The organism is Nocardia sp. NPDC049935 (assembly GCF_055586645.1).
Genome location: NZ_JBVJHV010000003.1, coordinates 458,703 through 482,351 on the forward strand (window position 1 = coordinate 458,703; position 23,649 = coordinate 482,351).

Below are 23,649 nucleotides of genomic sequence, written 5' to 3' on the forward strand. Positions count from 1 at the left end.
CACTCGAGACTCGCGGCTGCGCCGCCTCGCTTCGAGCGCTGACAGCAGACGCGGGCCGAACCCTTTGTGGGCCTAGCTGGACTCGGCGCCGAGGATGTGCCTGACACGGATCGGTGTCGACGCCGGCAGGCGGACCCGAGTGTGACATAAGGCGGCGTGCTGTTCGCGGGGTCCTGCGCTTTATCCGGATGGTCGCATCCGTCAAAGGGTGGGGCCCGCCCGGTTCTGGAGCGACCAGAGGGAGGGAGCGCAGCGACCGACCGCCGGGAGTGAAGAACCGGGATGTCAGGGCCCCACCCTCGAGACGCGGAGCGTCTCCAAAATTACCGCCCCACCCTCGAGCGGCGGAGCCGCTCCAAAATTACAACCGCTTCTTCTGCACCTTGCCCATGGCATTGCGCGGCAGGGCGGTCACGAAGCGGATCTCGCGGGGGCGTTTATGGGCCGAAAGCTGTGCGCTCACATGGTCGATCAGTTCCTGTTCGGCGGGCGCCGGATCACGCGGGACCACGAACGCCACGATCCGCTGCCCCAGGTCGGCGTCGTCGAGGCCGACCACCGCCACCTCCGCGACTCCCGGATGACCCAGCAGCGTGGTCTCCACTTCGCCCGCGCCCACCCGGTAACCACCGGATTTGATGAGGTCCACCGATTCGCGGCCGACGATCCGGTGGAATCCGCCGGCATCGATCGCGGCGACATCCCCCGTGCGGAACCAGCCGTCCTCGGTCCAGCATGCGGCGGTGGCCTCGGACCGGCCGTAGTACCCGTCGAACAGCATCGGCCCGCGGACCTGGAGGCCGCCGATACTCGACCCGTCGTGCGGGACCGGTTGTCCGGATTCGTCGCGCAGCCGGGTCTGCACCCCGTGGACCGGTACGCCCACCCACCCCGGGCGGCGCTCCCCGTCGGCCCGTGCGGAGAGGGTGATCATGGTTTCACTCATGCCGTACCGCTCGATCGGCGCGTGGCCGGTGAGTTCGGCGAGCCGCTCGAAGACCGGGGCGGGCAGCGGCGCGCTTCCGGAGATCAGCAACCGCGCGGCGCTCAGTTGTTTCGCGGCGTCGGGCTCTTCGGTGATCCGGGTCCAGACGGTGGGAACGCCGAAGTACATGGTGCCCGCGGCGGCGGCGTAGTTCGCCGGCGTCGGTTTACCGGTGTGCACGAGCGGGCTGCCGACCCGCAGCGGGCCGAGCAGACCCAGGATGAGCCCGTGCACATGGAACAGCGGCAGTCCGTGCACCAGTACGTCGGCGGAGGTCCACGCCCACGCCTCGGCGAGGGCGTCCAGGCCGGCCGCGATGGCGCCGCGGGCGAGCACCACGCCCTTGGGCGGCCCGGTGGTGCCGGAGGTGTAGAGCACGAAAGCCGGTGCCGCCGGGTCGGGTTCCGGGTAGGTGTGCCAGGAGCGGGCGTGCTGCCGCACCGGCACCACGGGCAGGCCGGTGCCCTCCGGCGCTTCACCGAGCCAGGCCTGGGCGCCGGAGTCGGTGAGCATGTGATCCAGCTCCGCGGCACCGGAGTCGGGCGGCACGGGGACCACCGTCACCCCGGCGATCAGGCAGCCGACCACCGCGAGCACCGTGGGCACCGTGGGCCGGGCCAGCACCGCGACCCGCTCCGCCCGCGCGACCCGTTCGGCCACCGAGGTGGCCGCGCCGAGTAGATCGCTGCGCGACAGTGTCACCCCGTCGACGGTCACCGCGTCCGGGATATCGGCGCCCGCGGCGACGGCGAGGGGATCCAGGGAACTGAGCAGGCGCGGGCCGAGGGACATGGGCCCAAACTACTGGGCCGCCCCGGGCCCTGCCGCGGCAGGCCGCGCGGCCGAATTCGTAGAAGCGAAACATATTCGCGCCACTTTTCGGCGTAATTCGTGAAATGGGATTTCTCCGATGCGACTTGACACAATTGCGCCGTGGCGAGAAGGTGAACCGAAAGATTTCTCACACCCTCGGAAACGGCGACCCGCATGACCCGCTCTCCCCGCGAAGAGCCGATATCCCCCGATTCCACCGGCGACCCACTCCTTTCCGCCGGTGGAATGGGAGACGATTTCGATTTCCGCCCGTATATCGACGGGGCGGCCGTCCTGGGCGCCGCCGCCAATGTGATCATGCAGCTCGCCGTCCCCGGAGTGGGGTACGGAGTGCTGGAAAGCCCGGTGGACAGCGGAAAGCTCACCGTGCACCCGGTGAAACGCACGCGGACCACACTCACCTACCTGGCGGTGGCGCTGCTCGGCGATCCGGACGAACGCACGGCCTACCGCAAGGCGGTGGATACCTCGCACCGACAGGTGCGGTCCACCGCGCAGAGTCCCGTGAAGTACCACGCGTTCGACCGGAACCTGCAGCTCTGGGTGGCCGCCTGCCTGTACTGGGGCGCCCGCGACCTGCGCGATCGGATGCGCGGACGCCCCGCGCCGGAACTCGAGCACATCATCTACCGGCATTCGGCGCGCCTGGGCACCACACTGCAGGTCCCGCCCGAGATGTGGCCGCCGGATATGGCGGCGTTCGACCGCTACTGGGCCGAGAACCTGGCCCGGACCCGTATCGATCCGCCGGTCCGCGAGATGCTCGACGAGATCGTCGATCTGCGGATGTTCCCGCGGCCGGTGCAATGGCTCGGCGCGCGATTCAACCGCTGGGTCACCGCCGGGCTGCTACCGCCGCATCTGCGTGCCGAGATGGGAATGCGCTGGACAGACGGTGACGAACGGCGGTTCGGCCGGATGCTGCGCGCCCTCGGCCGCGTCTGGGCGGTACTACCGGTGCCCGTGCGTAATTTTCCGATCAATGGGTATCTGTTCGACTTCCGCATTCGCCGCCGGTTCGGCATGAAACTCGTGTGACCGCGATATGCGAATTATGAAAACAGTTCGATTCGGAATTCAGGATTCGGTGACGGTACCCGGCACCCGGCACCCGGAACGAGACCACGACATGATCGCGCGCGTACCGGCGCAACGCCTCGTCGTCGCCGAGCGGGATCACGGTCTGCGGAGTGAGGGCCAGCGAGAGCGCGGTCCGCGCGATCATCTCGGCCACCGGCAGCGGATCGTAGGCGGGCAGTTTGCCTTCGTCCTGCAAGCGCGTGATGAACTCGGCGAGATAGTCGCGGCCCAGCTCGATCACCGGGGCGCCCTGGGTGGTGAGATACGGCAGCACGATCTCGGGCTCGGTGTTCAGCAGCCGGTCCAGCAGTTCGTTGCTCCGCAATCCGTCCAGGAACGCGACGAACAGCTCGACGATCTGGTCCTCGGCGCCGGCGTCGCGTTCGACCTGACCCTGGACCGCCGCGTCGACACTCTCGATGAACTCGCGGGTCTGCAGCAGCCCGACGGCCTGGATCAGATCGGACTTACTGGAAAACCGCCGGTACAGTGTGGCGAGGGAGAGCCCGCCGCGCCGGGCGACCTCCACCATGCTGGTGCGTTTGATCCCGAAGTCGAGAAACGCGTGCAACGCCGCGGCGAGAACCGATTGGTCCTGATCGCGCCTGGGCGATCGAACCAGCGGCAACAACTGAGCCAGCGCACCCATCCCGGCACCTTTCCGTGCTCGCGACGTACCGATCAACGACCCGATAAGCATCGCACAACAGCCGCACCGGTTGACGCGACTTAGAGAGAATGAGATGGTTATCATATAACCTTCTCATTGGAAAGAGGTCACCGATGACCGCTCCCTGGCCGGCGTCGCAGAGCGAACCCGAACCGCAGTCCCTGTACGCTCCCGATTTCGATATCGAGGACCACATCGTCGGCATCACCGCCTTCCTCGGCGGCACCGCCAACGTGATCATGCAGCTGGGTTTGCGGCCGGTCGCCTACGGCGTCATGGAGAGCGACGTCAAGAGCGGCAATGTGATGGAGCACCCGTTCAAACGGCTGCGCACCACGCTCACCTACCTCTCCGTGGCGATGCTCGGCAGCGATGAGGAACGCAACGCCTACCGGCTCGCGGTCAACACCTCCCACCGCCATATCCGCACCAAACCCACCAGCCCGGTCAAGTACAACGCCTTCGACCCCAAACTCCAGCTATGGGTGGCGGCCTGTCTCTACTTCGGCTTCGTCGACCTGCTCGAGAAGGTGCAGGGCCCGATGGACGAGGCGACCGCCGACACCTTCTACGCGCACAGCATCCGGCTCGGCACCACCCTGCAGGTGCGCCCGGAGATGTGGCCGCCGAACCGGGCCGCGTTCTGGCAGTTCTGGGAAGACAACCTGAACAACCTCGAGATCGACGACACCACCCGCGCCTACTTCAACGACCTCATCGATCTGAAGATGCTCGCGCTTCCGGTGCGGCTGCTCTCGGCGAAATTCCATCGTTTCGTCGTCTCCGGCTGCCTGCCTCCGCAGATCCGCGAACAGATGCAGATGAACTGGACCGAGGGCAACCAGCGCTGGTTCGACCGCACCATGAAACTCATGGGCGTGCTGCTGAAGTTCCAGCCCCGGGCCATGCGCCAGTTCCCGATGAACTACTACCTGTGGGATATGCGCCGCCGGATGCGCAAGGGCAAACCGCTGGTCTGACCGGCTCAGCGGCCGGCCACCGCGCGCAGGAAGAACGCCAGGTTCGCCGGGCGCTCGGCCAGGCGCCGCATGAGATAGCCGTACCACTGCCCGCCGTAGGGCACGTAGATCCGCACGAAATCGCCCCGGCCGGCCAGCCGGAGCTGTTCATCGGTCCGGATGCCGTACAGCATCTGATATTCGACCTCGCCGCGGAAGCGGCCGTTCCGGGTGACCAGATCGGCCGCGGCGGCGATCAGGCCCGGATCGTGGGAGGCCACCAGCGGCCGGGCGCCGCCCCGCATCAGCAGCCGCAGACAGCGCAGATACGCGTCGTCCACCGCATCGCGGCGCTGATGAGCGACCGTCTCCGGCTCCCGGTAGGCGCCTTTGCACAACCGCACCCGCGCGCCCGCGTCGGCGAGGTCGCGGCAATCCTCCTCGCTGCGATACAGGTAGGCCTGCACGACCGTACCCAGCCAGGGGAAATCGGGCCGCACCTCGCGGATCGCCGCCAGTGTGCGCGCCGTGGTGGTGTGATCCTCCGCGTCCACCGTCACCCACACCCCGGCCTCGGCGGCCTTGGTACACAGCACCCGCAGGTTCTCGGTCGCGATCGCCGGACCGTCGGGCCCGAGTGCCTGTCCCAGCGCCGACAGTTTCACCGACACCTCCAGCGGCGCCGCACCGCGCGGCACCGCCGAGGTGTCCAGCGCGGCCAGATCGTTGATCAGCGCCAGATACTCGGCGACCGCGGCGTCGGCCCGCGACCGGTCGGTGGTGTTCTCGCCCAGGAAATCGATACTCACCGCCCGGCCGCTCGTCAGCAGTTCCCGGGCCGCCGCGACCAGCTCCGACCTGGTCTCCCCCGGGACGAACCGGCGCACCAGCGCGGCCGTCGCCGGGCTCGTGGTGAGCATCCGTTTCACCCGCTCCGAACCCGCCGCCGCGAGGATGGCGGGACGCAACGGGTTCACCGCGCACCTCCGGCGGGCCTCATTCGCGCTCCATATGCGGATAGCGATGGTCGGTATGCGGGACGAAGGTTTCCTTCAGCGCGCGCGGCGCCACCCAGCGCAGCAGGTTCAACGGCGACCCGGCCTTGTCGTCGGTCCCCGACGCCCGGGCCCCGCCGAACGGCTGCTGACCCACCACCGCACCGGTGGGCTTGTCGTTGACATAGAAATTCCCGGCGGCGAACCGCAACACCGCGGACGCCTCCTCCACAGCGTGCCGGTCCTGCGCGAACACCGCACCCGTCAACGCGTACGGCGCGGCCGACTCCACCTCCGCCAGAACCGTCCGGAACGCCCCCGGCTCGGCGTCATCGTAGACATACACCGAAAGAATCGGCCCGAAATACTCGGTCGCGAACGCTTCGTCGCGCGGATCGTCGGCCAGCAGTACGGTCGGGCGGACGAACCAGCCCTCACTGTCGTCGTACGTACCGCCGACCGGCACCGTCACGCCCGCCGACCGCGCCCGCTCGATCGCCCGCACACTCTTGTCGTAGGCCCGGCGGTCGATCACCGCGCCCCCGAAATTCGACAGATCCGCGATATCGCCGTAGCTCAGCTTCTCGGTGATCCCCAGGAAATCATCGCCCATCTCCCGCCACACCGAACGCGGGATATAGGCGCGAGACGCCGCCGAACATTTCTGGCCCTGATACTCGAAGGCGCCGCGGATCAGCGCCGTCCGCAATGCCACCGGATCCGCCGACGGATGCGCGACGATGAAATCCTTACCCCCCGTCTCACCGACCAGCCGCGGATATCCCCGATACCGGCCGATATTCGCCCCCACCTGCCCCCACAGATACTGGAAGGTCGCGGTGGAACCGGTGAAATGGATCCCCGCCAGCCGCGGGTCCGCGAGCGCGACCTCCGACAGTTCCCGCCCGTCGCCGGTGACCATATTGATCACCCCCGGTGGCAATCCCGCCGCCTCCAGCAACCGCATCGTGTAATAGGCGGCCAGGGTCTGCGTGGGCGAGGGTTTCCACACCACGGTGTTACCCATCAGCGCGGGCGCCGTCGGCAGATTCCCGGCGATCGCGGTGAAATTGAACGGGGTGATGGCGTAGACGAACCCCTCCAGCGGGCGATGATCGAGCCGGTTCCACACCCCCGGACCCGATTCCGGCTGCTGGGCGAGGATGCCGCGCGCGAACGACACATTGAACCGCCAGAAATCGACCAGTTCGCACGGCGCGTCGATCTCCGCCTGCGCCACCGATTTCGACTGCCCGAGCATGGTCGCCGCGGCCACCGTCTCCCGCCACGGCCCCGACAACAGATCAGCGGCCCGCAACAACACCGCCGCCCGCTCGTCGAACGGCAACGCCCGCCACCCCGGCGCGGCAGCGGACGCGGCCTCGATCGCCGCGGAAGCTTCGGTATGAGTGGTATCGGTATACGTCCCGAGCACCTGCCGGTGCCGATGCGGTGCCACGATCTCGCGGCGCTCCCCGATACCCGGACGGTGTTTACCGTCGATGACCAGCGGGATTTCGAGGGATTCACCCGAGAGTCCGGCCAGCCTGCCGAGCAGCCGCGCACGCTCCGGGCTACCCGGCGCGTAGGTGTGCACCGGCTCGTTGGCGGGGGTCGGGACAACTGTGACAGCGTCCATACCCCAGGCTAGCGCAGTATTTTTTGTGCGCGGCTTCGCCGCGCGGGGTTCGTGGAACTCGGCGCGGGAATCCCGCGCGAAGTTACAACCGCGTCGCCGCGGCCTCGATGCGTTCGTCGGTGGCGGTGAGGGCGATGCGGACGTGCTCGGAACCCGCCGGACCGTAGAAATCACCGGGGGCCGCCAGGATGCCGCGTTCGGCCAGCCAGTCGAGGGTGTCGCGGCAGGGCTCGCCGCGGGTGGACCACAGGTACAGTCCGGCCTCGGAGTCGTCGATCCGGAAACCCGCCCCGAGCAGCGCGGACCGCAAGATCTCGCGGCGGGCGCGGTACCGCTCCCGCTGCGCGGATTCGTGCGCGTCGTCGCCGAGCGCGGCGGTCATCGCGGCCTGGATCGGATACGGGACGATCATGCCGGAATGCTTGCGCACCTCCAGCAGTTCGGTCACCAGCTCGGGATCCCCCGCCACGAACCCGGCACGGTAACTCGCCAGATTCGAGGTCTTGGACAGCGAATGCACGGCCAGCAGCCCGGTGTGGTCACCGTCGGACACCCGCGGATCCAGGATCGACACCGCCGGCTCTTCCCAGCTCAACCCCAGGTAACACTCGTCGGAGGCCACGACGGCGCCGCGTTCGCGAGCGAACGCCACCACCTTGCGCAGATGATCGACCCCCAGCACCCGGCCGGTCGGGTTGGACGGCGAATTGAGGAAGATCAACGCCGGATTCTCCGGACCCAGCCGGGTGAGCCCGTCGGCCCGCAGCACCCGCGCGCCGGCGAGCAACGCGCCCACCTCGTAGGTGGGGTAGGCGACCTCGGGAATCACCACGAGATCGGCCGAGCCCAGTCCCAGCAGCCGGGGCAGTCCGGCGATCAGCTCCTTGGTGCCGATCACCGGTAGCACCGCGGCCTGATCCACCCCGGTGACACCGAACCGGCGCGCCAGCGCCGTCACGGCGGCGGTCCGCAACTCCGGGGTGCCGTAGGTGGCCGGATATCCGGGGACCGCGGAGGCGGCGCTCAACGCCGACCGGATCAGCGGATCCACCGGATCCACCGGCGTCCCGACCGACAGATCCACCAGACCGCCGGGATGCGCGGCCGCCCGGGCCTTCACACCGGCGATGGTGTCCCAGGGGAATTCGGGCAGACCCGCGCTCACCCGGCGACGGCGGGAAACCTCAGTGCTCACCGCGCGCTCTAGTCCTCGGCCATCGGCGGCAGCTCTTTGATGAACGCCGGATCGAAATCGACCTTGCCCAGTTTGGTCGCGCCGCCGGGCGAGCCCAACTCGTCGAAGAAGTCGACGTTGGCGTTGACGTAGCCGCTCCACTGATCGGGGGTGTCATCCTCGTAGAAGATGGCTTCCACCGGGCACACCGGCTCACACGCACCACAGTCGACGCATTCATCGGGATGGATGTACAGCATGCGGCCACCCTCGTAGATGCAATCCACGGGGCATTCCTCGATGCACGCCTTGTCCTTCACGTCAACGCACGGTTCGGCGATGATGTACGTCACTCCCGCTCCTAGTCTTCCTTCTTCCGGGTAACTGCGCCCGCGCACAAGTATCCCTGGCGCCCCATACGCTACTCCCGGTAAGCCTGGCCTAAATGTTGGAGCGGCTCCGCCGCTCGAGGTTCGGGCTGTAATTTTGGAGCGCTGACGCGCTCGAGGTTCGGCCCTCCTGAGCGCCTGCTGTCAGCACTCGAGACTCGTGGCTTCGCCACATGCGCTTCGAGTGCTGACAGCAGGCGCGGGCCGAACCCTTCTCGGCCTGGGTGAACTCGGCGCTCGGCGGGGCGTTTTTGTGGATCGGCTTTGTTCAGGGGCTTGCGCCGGGGGGCGCTGGTTGGTCGCGATTGTTTTGTGCGTGCGGTTGGGGCTGTTCTGTACGTGGTCGGCCGGTGTGCGTCGCGGTGATGCACACCGGCCGACGAATTCTACTGGGTTTCTACACCAGTTCCAGGCCCGGGACCGGGCCGCGACCTGCGGGGACTCCGTAGGTGGTGGTGCGTTCGCGGACGGGGCGTCCTATTCCTTCCGCTATATCTGTGAGTTCGGCCACTGTTTTCGCTGAGCCGTGCTGGGAGCCGGCCATCCGGGAGATGGTCTCCTCCATCAGGGTGCCGCCGAGGTCGTTGGCGCCGCTGCGCAGCATCACCTGGGTGCCGGTGGTGCCGAGTTTCACCCAGCTGGTCTGGATGTTGTCGATACGGCCGTGCAGCATGATGCGGGCCAGGGCGTGGGCCGCGCGGTTGTCGCGGTTGGTGGGGCCGGGGCGGGAGGCGCCGGCCAGGTAGAGCGGGGCGCTCTGGTGCACGAACGGCAGCAGGACGAATTCGGTGAAACCACCGGTTTCGTCCTGGATACCGCGCAGAACCCGCAGATGCCCGACCCAGTGACTCGGATTGTCGACGTGGCCGTACATCATCGTCGAGCTGGACCGGATCCCCACCCGATGCGCCGTGGTCACCACGTCGATCCAGGCCGAGGCCGGCAGTTTGCCCTTGGTGAGCACCCAGCGGACCTCGTCGTCGAGGATTTCCGCGGCCGTTCCGGGGATGGTGCCCAGCCCGGCCTCCTTCAGCGCGGTCAGCCAGTCGCGCACGCTCTCACCGCCGCGGGAGGCGCCGTTGACGATCTCCATCGGACTGAAGGCGTGCACATGCATCTCGGGCACGCGGGCCTTCACCGCGCGCACCAGGTCGGCATACCCGGTGACCGGCAGATCCGGATCGATACCGCCCTGCATGCAGACCTCGGTGGCACCGTCCACCCACGCCTCCCAGGCCCGGTCGGCGACCTCGTCGGTGCTGAGGGTGAACGCGTCGGCATCACCCTTGCGCTGGGCGAAAGCGCAGAACCGGCAACCGGTGTAGCAGATATTGGTGAAGTTGATATTGCGGTTCACCACATAGGTGACGTCGTCGCCGTTGACGTCGCGGCGCAGCCGGTCGGCCAGTCCGGCCACGGCCTCCAGATCGGGACCGTCGGCGGTGGCCAGCGCCAGGTACTGGGCGTCGGTGAGGCCGGCCGGATCCTTCTCGGCGGCGCGCAGCGCGGCCAGCACATCGGCGTCGAGGCGCTGCGGGGCCGCGGCCAGATCCCGGACCTGTTCCCGGATGGTGTCCCAGTCGCCGAACGCGTTGTCGATATCGCTGCGGGTATCGGTATTGCGGCCGTCGGTGTCGATCGCGGTGTTCAGATCGGTGCGGCCGGCCGAATCCCAGGATTCGTCCGGTTCCTGCCAGGGCAGACCCACCGGACGGGCCGCGCTGTCGGCCAGCCCGGTCTCCGGATCGGTGAGGGCGGCGACGTGCGCGCCGATGCGCGGGTCGATCCACGGGTTACCGGCCCGCACATACTTCGGATGCGCCGAGGTGCGCTCCACCAGCTCGAATCCGGCGGCGGCGGTGAGTTCGGCGAGGGTGTCGAGGTTGGGCCAGGGCCGTTCCGGATTGACATGGTCGGGGGTGACGGGAGAAACCCCGCCCCAATCGTCGATCCCGGCCTCGAGCAGGGCCCGGCATTCCTCGCCGGATACCAGGTTCGGCGGCGCCTGCACCGAGACATCCGGGCCGACCAGCAGCCGGGTCACCGCGACGGTCGCGAGGAATTCGGTCATATCGGCGTCGGGAGCGTGCCGCATGGCGGTGTCGTCCTTGGCCCGGAAGTTCTGGACGATCACTTCCTGGATATGCCCGAACGCCTTGTGCTGTTTGCGGATCGCGGCGATCGTATCGGCCCGCTCGGCCATCGTCTCGCCGATACCGACCAGAATTCCGGTGGTGTAGGGCACCGAGAGGCGGCCCGCGTCGGTGATGGCGCGCAACCGGACCGCGGGATCCTTATCGGGACTGCCGTAGTGGCAGTTGCCCTTCTCGGTGAACAGCCTGGTGGACGTGGTTTCCAGCATCATGCCCATCGACTGGGCCACCGGCTTGAGCCGCGAGATCTCCTCCCACGACATCACCCCGGGGTTCAGATGCGGCAGCAGCCCGGTCTCCTCGAGCACCAGGATGGATACCGCACGCAGATAGTCCAGGGTGGAGTCGTAGCCGCGCTCGTCGAGCCACTGCGCGGCCTCGGGCCAGCGCGCCTCCGGGCGGTCGCCCAGGGTGAACAGGGCTTCCTTACAGCCCAGTTCGGCGCCGCGGCGGGCGATATCGAGCACCTCGTCCGGCTCCAGGAACATGCCCCGGCCCTGCGCGCGCAGTTTGCCCGGCACGGTGACGAAGGTGCAGTAGTGGCAGGTGTCGCGGCACAGATGGGTCAGTGGAATGAACACATTGCGCGAATAGGTGACGGTGGCCGGGCGCCCGGCCGAGGCGAGCCCGGCGTCGCGGACCCGGGCGGCGCTGCGGCACAGGTCGGCCAGATCGTCGCCGCGGGCATGCAGCAGGACCGTGGCTTCGTCGGTGTTCAGGGTGACCCCGTCACGTGCCCGGCGCAGCGCCCGCCGCATGGCGGACGGGGTCGGCACGGGGGTCGGGACGGTCGGTTCTCCTAGATCGGTCACGCCCTCGATCATGCGGCACTCATCCGGAACTGTCTCCTCCCAGGTCGTCGAGCGTTCACAACCGTGGTGTAGTTCGGGCTATTCCGTGCAGGTCACAGCATCTCCGGACATACCGTCGGCGAACGGCGGCCGTCCGCGCGCCGGGTTCGCCGCCGTCGGCGGGAAACGGCCGGCCCGACGCCGTGCCAGGATGAATATATGACGCCGGACAGCCTGCCGCGGTCACCCGATCTCCTGACCGAGCCGTCGTGGCGGCCGAGCCCGCGCGCGAAAACCTTCTGGACCGTGCAGACCGCCCTGGGCTGGTTGTTCGTACTCGCCGTCCTGCTGGTCTGGTTCGCCGTCGACGACGGCCGCCGGCCGTGGCAGCTCGCGGCCGCGGCGATCGCGATTCCGCTCGCGGTCGCCGCCACCGTCGCCGTGCCGCGGTGGCGCTACCGGGTGCACCGCTGGGAGGTCACCGAGGAGGCCGTGTACAGCCGGGTCGGCTGGCTGACCCAGGAGAGCCGGGTCGCGCCGATCTCGCGGGTACAGACCGTGGATACCGAACGCGGGCCGCTGGAGCGGATGTTCGGCCTCTCCACCGTCACGGTGACCACGGCGTCCTCGGCGGGCGCGGTCCGTATCGAACTACTGGACCGGCCGGTCGCCGACAGTACGGTGGCCCGCCTGACCGAGGTCGCCGCGCGACACCGTGGAGACGCCACATGACCGGGCCCGCGGAGTCCGGATCCACCCCCGCACCGGACCCTTCCCCGCCGGACCCGGACACCTCCGAGCCCTGGCTACGCCTGGATCGCCGCATGCTGCTGGTGCATCCGATCCAGGAGATCGTGAAATTCCTGCCCGCGGTGATCGGCGCCGCGATCCTCGGGGTCAGCTCCGGCAATCCGTACTACGCACTACTGGGCCTGGTGCTGGTGATCCCCTACGGCGTCGCGATCTGGTTCACCACGACCTACCGGATCGGGCCCACCCACGTGGAACTGCGCACGGGGGTGCTGCGCCGGAAGCGGCTGTCGGTGCCGCGCGCCCGGATTCGGTCGGTCGATATCGAGGCCGATCCGCTACACCGCATCCTGGGCTTGGCCGCCGTGGTCATCGGCACCGGACAGGAAGCCGGATCCGAGGACAAGTTCACCCTGGACGCGCTGGCCGCCGACCAGGTGCGGCCATTGCGCACCCAGCTGCTGGCGCATACCCGCGAACCCCACCACGCCGCCGGTGAACCCGGTTCGGCCGCACCCGTCGTCTCGACGGCGAAGCCCGCGGAAACCCCGGAGCCGCGGGACGGCCGGGAGATCGGGCACTGGCAGCCCGGCTGGGTCCGTTACGCACCCCTGTCGCTCACCGGCTTCGCGCTGGCGGCCTCGGCGCTCGGCCTGGCCGCGCAATTCGGCTACGGCGCGGCCGAGGTCGAGATCACCCGGGAAACCGTGAGCAGTTTCCGGGATTTCGGCGTCGTGGCACTGCTGATCGCCGGGGTCCTCGCGCTGGCCGCGCTGGTGGTCGTGGTCAGCGCCGCGGCCTGCGCCCACTACCTGATCACCTACTACGGCCTGCGGGTCATCGACTACGGCGGCACCCTGCAGATACGCCGGGGTCTGTTCACCCTGCGCCAGATCACCCTGGACACCGCGCGCCTGCGCGGTGCGACCATCCGCGAACCCCTGCTGCTGCGCGCCGCCCGCGCCGCGCAGCTGGAAGCGATCATGACCGGCGAGAACCCCCGGCAGAAGATCCTGCCGCAGGCCCCGCGCCAAGCCGTCGAACGAACCCTGGCCCATCTGCTGAGCCCGCACCGGCACGACCGGCCGCCCGAATCCGGCGACCGCCTCGCCCACCTGAGCGCGCTGGCCGAGATACCGCTCATCGCCCACGGTCCGGCGGCGCGGCGGCGCCGCCATATCCGAGCCGGCTGGCCCGCCCCGCTCCTCGCGGCCGCCCTGCTGCTCGCGGCCGCGGCCGGATGGGAACTCTCGGCGTGGTGGTGGTTGCTTCCGGTATGCCTCGCACCGGTATGCGCGCTACTGGCCGAGGACCGTTACCGCGGTCTCGGCCATGCGATCCTGCCCGCGACCGCCGGATCACCGACCTGGTTGGTCGTGCGTTCCGGCTCCCTGGACCGGTCCCGGTCCTGCCTGGAGGCGCCCGGTGTGATCGGCTGGTCCGTGCGACAGACCTTCTGGCAGCGCCGTTCCGGTCTGGTGACCCTGGGCGCCGTGACCGCCGCGGGCAAGAAGGTGTACGTCCTCGAGGACCTGCCCCTCGACCGCGCCGGGCCGGTACTGGAGGCCGTCACGCCGGGTATACGCGGACCGCGGCACAGCCCGCAGCCCGCAGCGTCCTGATCAGGTCTGGCTGTGGCGGGTGGGCGCCACCCGCAGCTCCGGTTCGTCGGGCACCACCCGCAGATCGGGACGCTGGTCCGGACTGGAATGGTCGCCCCGCCACGACAGCAGCGACCAGCGCGACAGCCCCGACAACGCCGAGCCCAGGCTGGCGAAGGACCCGCTGGAGATGAGCGACCCGAAGGATCCGATCGAGCCGATCGACAGAATCGAACCGACGCTGCCGATGGACAGGATCGAATACGCCGACCCGATCGACAGAATCGATCCCTCGGACCGGATCGACAGAATCGACCGCGACGAAGCACGGCTCCTACAGGACCGATTCGAAGTATCGACACCCACCATGGCCCCGGTCTACCACAGAACCACCCCCGAGTCGCCCCACCCCGCAACCCTTTTACCGGATGGCCACACCCACATCCCCGAAAGTCGCCCCCGCCGGGCGGGGCCCGCCCCGGTTCTGCAGCGACCAGAGGAAGGGAGCGCAGCGACCGACCGCCGGGAGTGAAGAACCGGGGTTAATAGGGCCCCGCCTCGAGCGGCAGAGCCGCTCCAATACTTCAGCCGACGGTGAAGAATCCGATGGTCGGGGCGAACGTGCAGCTGCGGACCTCGGTTTCGGTGGCCTGGGTGGTGAGCCCGCCGCCGATCACCGCCACGATCCGGCCCGCCCCGGTCTCGGCGATCGCCGAGAGGGTGGCCGGGCCGTCCGGGTTGATCTTGGCCGCATCGGTCAGCGGCTGCGACCCGGATGCGCCGGTGTCGAGATTGCGCCACTGCACCATCAGGGGCTGCGTCTGCTCGGCGGTCGGCCGTTCGGTGCCCAGCGCGGTGAACACGAAACCGGTCTGCCCGGCGGCCGGTCCGGGCGGCGGCAGCTGCGCCGGGCCGGGAACCGCGAGCGCGGTGCCGATCGAGTCGCCGGACGGGGCGATGCAGCCCTTACCGATCGTCGGGTAGAGGAACTGGGCGATCGCCGGACCGGACTCCGGGATCTCGGGCCCGCCACCACCACTGCCGTCCAGGAAGGTGATGACCCGTTCCAGGGTCGATTTGATCTGCGGCGGCAGATTCACCGTGTCCAGAAGAGCCCGGGCCTGGGCCAGGATGGCCGCCTGCGGGCTGCCCGGCGCGGCGATCTCCCGCGCGGCGGAGGCCGGCGCGTTGACGATGGCCGGGGCCAGGGCGGCGAGAACGTCGGTGGGGACCCCTTCGGGGACCATCGGGACGCTGCTCACCGATGCCTCCGTGGCCGGATCCGCGACGGCTGTCGCGGGCGCCACGAGGGAGGCGCTCGCCGCGAAGGCGAGCGCGGACAATGCGATCCGCGATCCTCGGGTGCGAAGCACTGGTCTAGCCGTCCTTACCTCGGGTACATCTGGGCGACGCTGAAAAGCCGTCGTTTCGGGGTCACTCTAAGGACACTGCCGCGCGTTGTACAGCACCGGGGTCGGGATTGCGAGCCCTCTTTGGCTGTGCTACCGAGCGGTAGGGGTAAGTGTAGTGACAGGTGTGAAACCTGAGGCGTTGACAGCCGGGTGTCGCGATAGGTTGCTCAATGGTTACCGGACCCACTGCCCAACGGTTACCGGACTCGCCGGAGACCGCCCCCGGAGCCGTATTCCGCGCCGCGGCCGAGGCTCGCGCGGGACCCGCGGCGGGCCGGGCTAATGTAGTCCGAGCCGGAAACTCCTGCCGACGCGCGCAACCGCACCGGGTCCGGCCGCCGGAGCGGACCTACTCGAAAGCTCCTGGATTGAATCAGCCCAGCGCCCGGACCGACATTCGGGGCTTCGTACCCTTCCGCCTGGCCTCGGCCGCGCTCGGGATCAGCGTGCTGGCGCGCCTGTTGTGGATGCTGCTCACCCCGAACGGGATGAACCTGGTCGATCTGCACGTCTACGTCGACGGCTCGGCCGCACTGCTCACCGACCATCTCTACGATTTCACCTACGCCGAGAAGACTCCGGATTTCCCGCTGCCCTTCACCTATCCGCCGTTCGCCGCGGTGGTGTTCTATCCCCTGCATTTCCTGCCGTTCACGGTCGTGGCGGTGCTGTGGTTGTTCGCGATCGTCGCGGCCCTGTACTGGGTGGTGCGGATCTGCTTCGAGCTGCTGATGGGTCCCGAGGCGCTGCGCGATCCGGGCCGGCGCGCCGCGATGGTCGCGTGGACCGCGGTGGGCCTGTGGTTCGAACCGGTGCGCACCACCATCGACTACGGGCAGGTCAACGTCTTCCTGATGCTCGGGGTGATGATCGCGATCCGCAGCACCAGGTGGTGGTTGTCGGGCGCGCTGGTGGGCGTGGTGGCCGGTATCAAACTCACCCCGGCCATCAGCGGCCTCTATTTCGTGGCCCGGCGACGCTGGGCGGCCGTGGTCTGGTCGGCGGCGGTTTTCGGGCTCACGGTGGCGGCCAGTTTCCTGATCAATCCGGATGAGACCCGGCGATACTTCGGCACCCTGCTGGGCGACGCCGACCGGATCGGGCCGGTGGGGTCGGTGTGGAACCAGTCGCTGCGCGGCGCGCTGAGCCGGCTGCTCGGCAGCGACGTCGGCACCGGGCCGTGGTGGATCGCCGGGGTGCTCGTGCTCGCCGTACTGGGCTGGTTCGCGTGGCGCGCGCTGCGTCGCGACGATCTGCTGGGTACCGCGCTGATCGTGCAGTTGTTCGGCCTGATGGTCTCGCCGATCTCCTGGTCGCACCATTGGGGCTGGCTGCTCCCCGCGGTGCTGTGGCTGCTCTACGGCCCGTTCCGGGCGGTGCCGGGGGCGCGGATCCTGGCCGGGTACTGGCTGCTGACCACGCTGGTCGGCGCCCCCTGGGTGCTCTCCTTCCTGCAGGATTCGATCTGGACCATCTCCCGCTGGGGAGTCTGGTCCTGGCTGGGCGCGGTGGACGCCCTCGGCGTCCTCGCCTTCTACGGATGGACGATCTGGGCCGGCCGCCGGGTGGCGGCCGGGGTCAGCCCGCCAGCCGATCTATCTCCCGGGCCAGCGACACGTCCTGTGCCGTGAGACCGCCCGCGGAGTGGGTGGACAGCGCGAACGTGACCTTGCGCCAGCGGATATCGATATCGGGATGATGGCCGGCGGCCTCGGCCGCCTCGGCGACCCGCCGGACGAGGTCGATTCCGGCGGGAAACGATTCCGCTTCGACGGTCCGGCTGATGACATCACCCGCACGGGTCCACCCGGGCAGGGATTCGAGTGCTTCGGAGATCTCCGTATCGGACAGCAGTGGTGTGGTCATACCGCCGTGGTACCCCGAACGGCGGCGCCTACAACGCACCCGCGCGCCTCAGGCGGCGCGGGCCTTCTTCAGTCCTTTTTTCAGTTCCTTACCGGTCGCGCCCGCGGCCTCCAGGCGCTTCATCCGCATGATGACCACAGGGCATTTCACACAGCGCGTCTTCTTTCGACAGCACTTCTTCTTCGGCTTGAGGCTCGAAACCTCACTCGCCTTGACCTTGCCCATGCGGGTTAGCATACCCTTACCTCTGGGCGGCGCCGACGGCCCACCACGTTCCCGGTAGGGTGTAACCGGCCCAGATGCCCGGCGAGTTTCGAATCCGCCCGGGGCAGGGTCCGGCCGCAAGCAACAGTTAACAGCAGGAGGAACCGGCGTGTCGTCTGCACGCGATTTTCGCAACGTCGCCATCGTGGCCCACGTCGACCACGGTAAGACGACGCTCGTCGACGCCATGCTGCGGCAGTCCGGCGCCTTCGCCGAACGGTCCGAACCGGTCGACCGGGTGATGGACTCCGGGGATCTGGAGCGCGAGAAGGGCATCACCATTCTCGCCAAGAACACCGCCGTGCACCGGCACCATCCCGACGGCTCCGTCACCGTCATCAATGTGATCGATACGCCGGGCCACGCCGATTTCGGCGGCGAGGTGGAACGCGGCCTGTCCATGGTCGACGGCGTGGTGCTGCTCGTCGACGCCTCCGAGGGCCCGCTGCCGCAGACCCGGTTCGTACTGCGCAAGGCGCTGGCCGCCTGCCTGCCGGTGATCCTGGTGGTCAACAAGACCGACCGCCCCGACGCGCGGATCGCCGAGGTCGTCGAGGAAAGCCACGATCTGCTGCTGGACCTGGCCTCCGATCTCGACGACGACGCCGCCGAGGCCGCCGAACTGGCCCTGGACCTGCCGGTCCTCTACGCCTCCGGCCGCGCCGGGAAGGCGTCGAAGGAGCAGCCGCAGAACGGCGAGGTGCCGAACGCGGAGAACCTCGACGCACTGTTCGACGTGCTCTTCGAGAACATCCCCGCCCCCAAGGGCGATGCGACCGCGCCGCTGCAGGCCCATGTCACCAACCTCGACGCCTCCGCCTTCCTGGGCCGGCTGGCGCTGGTGCGCATCCACAACGGCGAGCTGCGCAAGGGCCAGAACGTCGCCTGGATGCACGCCGACGGGGTCAAGAACGTCAAGATCACCGAACTGCTGCAGACCATCGGGGTGGAACGGCAGCCGGGTGAGGTCGCGGTGGCCGGCGATATCGTCGCCGTCGCCGGTATTCCCGACATCATGATCGGCGACACCCTCGCCGATCCGGACAACCCGGTCGCACTGCCCCGCATCACCGTGGACGAGCCGGCCATCTCGGTGGTCATCGGCACCAACACCTCGCCGCTGGTCGGCCGGGTGCAGGGCCACAAGCTCACCGCCCGCATGGTGAAGTCGCGCCTGGACCAGGAGCTGGTCGGCAATGTCTCGCTGCGGGTGCTCGATATCGGCCGCCCGGACGCCTGGGAGGTACAGGGCCGCGGTGAACTCGCGCTGGCGATCCTGGTCGAGCAGATGCGGCGCGAGGGTTTCGAGCTGACCGTCGGTAAGCCGCAGGTGGTGACCCGGCAGGTCGACGGCAAGGTGCACGAGCCCTACGAAGAGCTCACCATCGACTGCCCGGACGAGTACCTGGGCGCCATCACCCAGCTGCTGGCCGCCCGCAAGGGCAAGATGGTGCAGATGAACAACCACGCCGCCGGCTGGGTGCGGATGGAGTTCATCGTCCCCTCGCGCGGTCTGATCGGGTTCCGCACCGATTTCCTCACCGAGACCCGCGGCACCGGTATCGCCAACGCCGTCTCGCACGGCTACGCGCCGTGGGCCGGGGAGATCCGGGCCCGGCACACCGGATCGCTGGTCTCCGACCGGTCCGGCAGCGTCACGCCGTTCGCCATGATCCAGCTCGCCGATCGCGGTCAGTTCTTCGTCGAGCCGGGCGCCGAGACCTACGAGGGCATGGTCGTCGGGATCAACCCGCGCGCCGAGGATCTCGATATCAACGTGACCAAGGAGAAGAAGCTCACCAATATGCGCTCCTCCACCGCCGACGTGATGGAGACGCTGGCCAAACCGCTGCAGCTGGACCTGGAAATGGCCATGGAGTTCTGCGCGGCCGACGAATGCGTCGAGGTGACGCCGGAGTTCGTGCGGGTGCGCAAGGTCACCCTGGGCGCCACCGAGCGGGCCCGGGAACTGTCGCGCCGCAAGGCGCGCGACCGGGCCGCGCTGTAAGCGGAATCGCCGCCGGACGGGTCGGCGCGGGTTTGGGTAGAGTTCCGAAGGTGATTTCGGGGAGGCGCGCGGTGCGGCGCGCCCTGTTAGTGCTCATGGCGGTGCTCGTTCCGGTGCTGGCCGGCTGCACCGCCGACCCGCCGCCGCCCATCGCCAGTACCGACAGTCCCAAGACCGAACCGGCGCAACCGACCAAGAACACGGTCGTGGTGGCCATCGACGACATCGGTATCGGGTTCAACCCGCATCTGCGGTCCAACCAGTCCCCGGCGACGGCCGCGGTGGCGGCCATGGTGCTGCCCAGCCCGTTCCGTCCGACCCCCGACCCCGCGGCGCCCGGCGCCACCCTGTGGGTGCCGGACAACGATCTGCTCGAATCGGCGACGGTCACCGCGCAGGCGCCGTTCACCGTCACCTACAAGCTGAAGGACCAGGCCAACTGGTCCGATGGGGCGCCGATCGCGGCCGAGGACTTCTGGTATCTGTGGCAGCAGATGATCACCCAGCCCGGTGTGATCGATCCGGCCGGGTACCGGCAGATCTCCGAGGTGCGGTCGTCCAACGGCGGCAAAACGGTCACCGTGGTCATGAACGAGCCGTATCCGGCCTGGCCGCAGTTGTTCGCGAATCTGCTGCCCTCCCACCTGATGAAGGACTCCCCGGGCGGTTTCCAGCGGACCCTGGTGGAGCAGATCCCGGTCTCGGGCGGCAACTTCACCATCGAATCCGCCGACCCCGGCCGCGACGAGATCCTGCTGGAACGCAACGACCGGTTCTGGGGCACCCCCGCCCGGCCCGACCAGATCCTGCTGCGCCGCGGCGGTACTCCGTCCCAGCTGGCGGATTCGCTGCGTACCGGCGATACCCAGATGGCGCTGGTGCACGGCGGTGTCGCCACCCAGGCCCAGCTGGCGGCGATTCCCTCGGTGCGCACCGCGATCATGCCGCAGTCCCGGCAGCTGCGGCTGACGCTCAACGGCCGCGACGGTGTGCTCAGCGATCACCGGGTGCGCACGGCGGTGCTCGCACTGCTCGATCCGGCGCTGCTGGCCACGGTCGGCGCGCAGACCGGTAACTGGGTGGAACCGGTGCGCGCCCAGGTGCTCTCCCCCTCCGACCCCGGCTACACCCCCACCGAACCGCCGCGGCTCTCCGCCGAGCAGGCGTTCGATCTGCTGGCGACCGCCGGTTTCGGCCGGGCCCCCGAACCCCCGCCTGTCTCGGCGACCTCCCCCGCCCCGCGACCGCGCTCCCTGGCCCGCAACGGAGAACCGCTGGCGCTGCGCATCGGCGCGGTGACCGGCGACGATACCGCCCTCGCGGTCGCCAATACGGCGGCCGACCAGCTGCGCAGCGCCGGGATCGACGCCTCGGTGCGCCATCTGCCCGCGGACGAGCTGTACGGCAAGGAACTCGTGGACAGCGGCGTCGACGCCGTCGTCGGCTGGGAGGCCACCGGCGGTGACCCGGCGACCGCGCTGGCGTCACGGTACGGCTGCCCACCCGCGGCGCCGGCCGAGACCACCGCCGACGGTGAGGAGACCGAGGTACCGGCGGCGGTGGAGGCGGCCCGGCAGGCGCCGAGCAATCTGTCCGGGGTCTGCCGGCCGGATTTCCAGCCGGCGATCGACGGGGCGTTGCGCGGGGTGGAAGTGCCCCGGACCCTGGGCGAGGCCGAGCCGCGGCTGTGGGCCGAATCGACGGTTCTGCCGATCGTGCAGGACAACGTGGTCGCCGCCGCGGGTCCGTCGGTGGACGGGGCCTCGCTCAGCGGTGCGATCCAGGCGGGGATCTTCGGCGACGCGGCCATGTGGCGGCGGCTACCGTGACCGGCGCCGTCGAGACCGGTGGCCTACTACTGGTCCACGCACATCCCGACGACGAAACCATCACCACCGGGGGCACCATCGCCCACTACCGGCGTCTCGGGGTGCCGGTGACCGTGGTGACCTGCACGCTGGGTGAGGAAGGTGAGGTCGTCGGCGAACGGTGGGCCGGCCTCACCGCCGACCGCGCCGATCAGCTCGGCGGCTACCGGATCGCCGAACTCACCCGGGCGCTGGCCGAACTCGACACCGGACCGCCCTGCTTCCTCGGTGGCGCCGGCCGCTGGCGCGATTCCGGGATGGCCGGTACCCCCGCCGCGGAGCATCCGCGCGCCTTCGTGAATTCCGGTGACGCCCCCGTGGCGGAACTGACCGAAATGATCCTGAGCCGTCGTCCCCGGGTGGTGGTGACCTACGACCCGAACGGCGGATACGGGCATCCGGATCATATTCGCGCCCACCAGGTGACCACCGCGGCGGTGACCGCGGCCGCCGGGCGCGGCTGGGACACGCCCAAGTTCTACTGGACCGTGACCGACGCCGATATGCTCCACGATCACCTGCGGGCACTGGCCCGGCGCACGGTCGACGCGCTGCCCGGCGCACTGCCGGAGGGCTGGCGGCTGGCGGTGGACGACGAGCTGGCCTGTGTACCCGGCGCTTCGGTGACCACCACCATCGATGTCGCGGAGGCGCTGACCGCCAAGCGGGCCGCGCTGCGCGCGCACGCCACCCAGCTCACGGTATCGCCGTCGGGCCGGGAGTTCGCCCTGACCAATATGATCGCCCAGCCGATCCTGCCCGAAGAGCATTTCGTGCTGGCCCGCGGCCGAATCGGCCCGCGCGGGCCGGACGGCCGCGAAGACGACCTGTTCGCCGGTCTGGGATGACGGGCCGCGGCGCCGGGCCGAATAGACTCGACCGTATGCAGCTCCGGGAGTTCCGATGACCAGCGCCACCGACGCGCAGGCCGAGGCGGACCTCGATACGAGGTCCGCGGCCCTCGCCGACCGGGTACTCGGCCCGGTGCTGATCACCGTTCTGGTCGTGGTCGCGGTGATCGCGCTGATCGTCGAAGTGCTGTACCTGCCGCTCTATATCGGCAGCGTCGCGGTACCGGTCACCGCGATACTGGCCGCGCCGGTGAACCTGGCGCTGGTATGGGCGGCCGGCACCGTGACCACACGGTTGTCGGTGCTGTTCCTGCCCATCGGGGCCTGGCTGGCGGCCTTCCTGGTGGCCGCGAGCAGCGGACCGGGCGGTGACGTCCCGCTGCGCAGCGATCTGGGTACGCTGCTGCTGTTCGTCTGCGGCGCGGTGGCGCCGCTGATCTACATGTATGTGCTGGCTAACCGGCCGAAACCGGTCGCGGACCGGTCCTGACGGCGCGGCTCGGTCACCAGGCGCCGTATTGCGCGGTGAGGATGTTGTTCACATCCACTCCCACCCCGTCGACCGTGCGGTCGTCGATCTCGAACTGGTGCAGATGCGCGGCCGGGTGCACGAAACCCGCGGGGGTACCCCAGTCGTGCTGCCAGAACCAGCCGCCCACCCCCGCCACCCGGGCCAGTTCGATGGTGGGCGCGTTGGCGTAGACCCCGGTGTTCTCCCGGCCGAGGACCGACTGCCAGCCGTGCAGGTAGGGCAGGATCATGGTCGCGAAATCGATCGGGGTGGGGTTGTCGTCGATGGAGGCGTAGATGGGCCGGTTCTCCGGGCCGCCCGCCGCCCGGTGCAGTTCCAGTCCACGCGCGGCGTGCCGCTTACCGGCTTCGAGCCCGCCGCGCCAATCCGCGGTGGGCCCCTTGCCGAACTGGTAGCAGGACACGATCGACAGCCCGGCCGCCCGTAGCGCGTCGACTTCGCCTGCCCCCAGCGGTTTCCCGGTCATCCACTCCGCGCCCGGCCGGCGGTCGGAGACATACCGGATGACGCCGAGGTGTCCCGCGTCCCGGATCGCGGCGGCCGACGGCACTCCCCCGGCGTAGTCGAGCAGCGTCCCCAGTGGCGCCGCGGTGGCGCGGGGGCTCCCCAGCGCCGAACCCGCTGCCCCGGCCGCTACGGCGGCGGCGGTGTAACCGAACAGGGCACGGCGGGACAGAGATGAGACCATCGCAGACTCCTTCACACCCCGTGAACGGAACAGCGTGCCCGGTGCGCCTTCCCCATCCGAACCGCGCACCGGGAGCCTCGAACGTGGGGTCATTCCACCACAGGAGGTGCCCGATCTCACGTCGGCTCGCGGAGACCGGC

The 23,649-nt window shown here is 69.2% G+C and carries 22 protein-coding genes; 10 read left to right on the forward strand and 12 right to left on the reverse strand.

All coding sequences use genetic code 11. From position 1 onward, the window contains the following. Window positions 1–361: 361 nt before the first annotated feature. Window positions 362–1,777, reverse strand: coding sequence for an acyl-CoA synthetase (locus ACZ6SF_RS15005; protein ID WP_466062668.1), 1,416 nt, complete (start codon window positions 1,775–1,777; stop codon window positions 362–364). A gap of 267 nt (window positions 1,778–2,044) precedes the next feature. On the opposite strand from ACZ6SF_RS15005, the gene ACZ6SF_RS15010 reads away from it, so the two are divergent. Further along, window positions 2,045–2,857 (forward strand): oxygenase MpaB family protein, encoded by an 813-nt coding sequence (locus ACZ6SF_RS15010; RefSeq protein ID WP_466062997.1) that lies wholly within the window; start codon window positions 2,045–2,047, stop codon window positions 2,855–2,857. On the opposite strand, the gene ACZ6SF_RS15015 is transcribed toward ACZ6SF_RS15010, so the two are convergent. Continuing rightward, a complete protein-coding gene (locus ACZ6SF_RS15015; protein WP_466062669.1) occupies window positions 2,799–3,548 on the reverse strand; it encodes a TetR/AcrR family transcriptional regulator in 750 nt (249 codons plus the stop codon). The two genes, ACZ6SF_RS15010 and ACZ6SF_RS15015, sit on opposite strands and share 59 nt — an antisense overlap. 134 nt (window positions 3,549–3,682) lie before the next feature. On the opposite strand from ACZ6SF_RS15015, the gene ACZ6SF_RS15020 reads away from it, so the two are divergent. Further along, window positions 3,683–4,549, forward strand: a complete 867-nt coding sequence (locus ACZ6SF_RS15020) for an oxygenase MpaB family protein (RefSeq protein ID WP_466062670.1) — start codon at window positions 3,683–3,685, stop codon at window positions 4,547–4,549. A gap of 5 nt (window positions 4,550–4,554) precedes the next feature. On the opposite strand, the gene ACZ6SF_RS15025 is transcribed toward ACZ6SF_RS15020, so the two are convergent. From ACZ6SF_RS15025 to ACZ6SF_RS15045, 5 genes are all read right to left on the reverse strand, one after another. Further along, entirely contained in the window at window positions 4,555–5,448 is an 894-nt protein-coding gene (locus tag ACZ6SF_RS15025; protein WP_466062998.1) for a proline dehydrogenase family protein, read from the reverse strand. Window positions 5,449–5,524: 76 nt separating this feature from the next. Then, entirely contained in the window at window positions 5,525–7,162 is a 1,638-nt protein-coding gene (gene pruA / locus ACZ6SF_RS15030) for an L-glutamate gamma-semialdehyde dehydrogenase (protein WP_466062671.1), read from the reverse strand. An 82-nt stretch (window positions 7,163–7,244) separates the two neighbouring features. Continuing rightward, window positions 7,245–8,357 carry a succinyldiaminopimelate transaminase gene (gene dapC / locus ACZ6SF_RS15035; RefSeq protein WP_466062672.1) on the reverse strand — a complete coding sequence of 371 codons (1,113 nt, stop codon included), beginning with the start codon at window positions 8,355–8,357 and terminating at the stop codon, window positions 7,245–7,247. An 8-nt stretch (window positions 8,358–8,365) separates the two neighbouring features. Continuing rightward, on the reverse strand, window positions 8,366–8,689 hold the full coding sequence (gene fdxA, locus ACZ6SF_RS15040; protein WP_466062673.1) for a ferredoxin: 324 nt from the start codon (window positions 8,687–8,689) through the stop codon (window positions 8,366–8,368). A 433-nt stretch (window positions 8,690–9,122) separates the two neighbouring features. After that, entirely contained in the window at window positions 9,123–11,702 is a 2,580-nt protein-coding gene (locus ACZ6SF_RS15045) for a bifunctional FO biosynthesis protein CofGH (protein ID WP_466062674.1), read from the reverse strand. 186 nt (window positions 11,703–11,888) lie between these two features. On the opposite strand from ACZ6SF_RS15045, the gene ACZ6SF_RS15050 reads away from it, so the two are divergent. Both ACZ6SF_RS15050 and ACZ6SF_RS15055 read left to right on the forward strand, forming a co-directional pair. After that, complete coding sequence (locus ACZ6SF_RS15050; protein ID WP_466062675.1) at window positions 11,889–12,401, forward strand: PH domain-containing protein; 513 nt, start codon at window positions 11,889–11,891, stop codon at window positions 12,399–12,401. Then, window positions 12,398–14,041 (forward strand): PH domain-containing protein, encoded by a 1,644-nt coding sequence (locus tag ACZ6SF_RS15055; RefSeq protein WP_466062676.1) that lies wholly within the window; start codon window positions 12,398–12,400, stop codon window positions 14,039–14,041. The genes ACZ6SF_RS15050 and ACZ6SF_RS15055 overlap by 4 nt, the downstream gene beginning before the upstream one ends. On the opposite strand, the gene ACZ6SF_RS15060 is transcribed toward ACZ6SF_RS15055, so the two are convergent. Next, on the reverse strand, window positions 14,042–14,329 hold the full coding sequence (locus tag ACZ6SF_RS15060) for a hypothetical protein (protein ID WP_466062999.1): 288 nt from the start codon (window positions 14,327–14,329) through the stop codon (window positions 14,042–14,044). Between ACZ6SF_RS15060 and ACZ6SF_RS15065 the strand changes: the two genes are divergently transcribed. Beyond that, window positions 14,211–14,552 carry a hypothetical protein gene (locus ACZ6SF_RS15065; RefSeq protein ID WP_466063019.1) on the forward strand — a complete coding sequence of 114 codons (342 nt, stop codon included), beginning with the start codon at window positions 14,211–14,213 and terminating at the stop codon, window positions 14,550–14,552. The genes ACZ6SF_RS15060 and ACZ6SF_RS15065 overlap by 119 nt on opposite strands. A gap of 52 nt (window positions 14,553–14,604) precedes the next feature. On the opposite strand, the gene ACZ6SF_RS15070 is transcribed toward ACZ6SF_RS15065, so the two are convergent. Beyond that, the gene (locus tag ACZ6SF_RS15070) at window positions 14,605–15,393 is read right to left on the reverse strand and encodes an Rv1157c family protein (protein WP_466062677.1); all 789 of its coding nucleotides are present in this window, start codon (window positions 15,391–15,393) and stop codon (window positions 14,605–14,607) included. Window positions 15,394–15,899: 506 nt separating this feature from the next. Between ACZ6SF_RS15070 and ACZ6SF_RS15075 the strand changes: the two genes are divergently transcribed. Further along, entirely contained in the window at window positions 15,900–17,063 is a 1,164-nt protein-coding gene (locus tag ACZ6SF_RS15075) for a mannosyltransferase (RefSeq protein WP_466063000.1), read from the forward strand. On the opposite strand, the gene ACZ6SF_RS15080 is transcribed toward ACZ6SF_RS15075, so the two are convergent. Together ACZ6SF_RS15080 and ACZ6SF_RS15085 are read right to left on the reverse strand one after the other, a co-directional pair. Continuing rightward, a complete protein-coding gene (locus ACZ6SF_RS15080) occupies window positions 17,011–17,298 on the reverse strand; it encodes a 4a-hydroxytetrahydrobiopterin dehydratase (RefSeq protein WP_466062679.1) in 288 nt (95 codons plus the stop codon). The two genes, ACZ6SF_RS15075 and ACZ6SF_RS15080, sit on opposite strands and share 53 nt — an antisense overlap. 48 nt (window positions 17,299–17,346) lie before the next feature. Beyond that, the gene (locus ACZ6SF_RS15085) at window positions 17,347–17,523 is read right to left on the reverse strand and encodes a hypothetical protein (RefSeq protein ID WP_449995728.1); all 177 of its coding nucleotides are present in this window, start codon (window positions 17,521–17,523) and stop codon (window positions 17,347–17,349) included. A gap of 148 nt (window positions 17,524–17,671) precedes the next feature. Here ACZ6SF_RS15085 and typA point away from each other — a divergent pair, with 148 nt between their 5' ends. The 4 genes from typA (at window position 17,672) to ACZ6SF_RS15105 (ending at window position 22,779) form a co-directional block, all read left to right on the forward strand. After that, the gene (gene typA, locus ACZ6SF_RS15090) at window positions 17,672–19,570 is read left to right on the forward strand and encodes a translational GTPase TypA (RefSeq protein ID WP_466062680.1); all 1,899 of its coding nucleotides are present in this window, start codon (window positions 17,672–17,674) and stop codon (window positions 19,568–19,570) included. Window positions 19,571–19,665: 95 nt separating this feature from the next. Continuing rightward, entirely contained in the window at window positions 19,666–21,399 is a 1,734-nt protein-coding gene (locus tag ACZ6SF_RS15095) for an ABC transporter family substrate-binding protein (protein ID WP_466063001.1), read from the forward strand. Then, entirely contained in the window at window positions 21,396–22,286 is an 891-nt protein-coding gene (gene mshB, locus ACZ6SF_RS15100) for an N-acetyl-1-D-myo-inositol-2-amino-2-deoxy-alpha-D-glucopyranoside deacetylase (RefSeq protein WP_466062681.1), read from the forward strand. The genes ACZ6SF_RS15095 and mshB overlap by 4 nt, the downstream gene beginning before the upstream one ends. Before the next feature lie 55 nt (window positions 22,287–22,341). Next, complete coding sequence (locus ACZ6SF_RS15105; RefSeq protein WP_466062682.1) at window positions 22,342–22,779, forward strand: hypothetical protein; 438 nt, start codon at window positions 22,342–22,344, stop codon at window positions 22,777–22,779. 13 nt (window positions 22,780–22,792) lie between these two features. Here the strand turns inward: ACZ6SF_RS15105 and ACZ6SF_RS15110 are convergent, their stop codons facing one another. Beyond that, window positions 22,793–23,509: a DUF1906 domain-containing protein gene (locus ACZ6SF_RS15110; protein WP_466062683.1), complete on the reverse strand. Its 717-nt coding sequence runs from the start codon at window positions 23,507–23,509 to the stop codon at window positions 22,793–22,795. Window positions 23,510–23,649 lie beyond the last annotated feature (140 nt).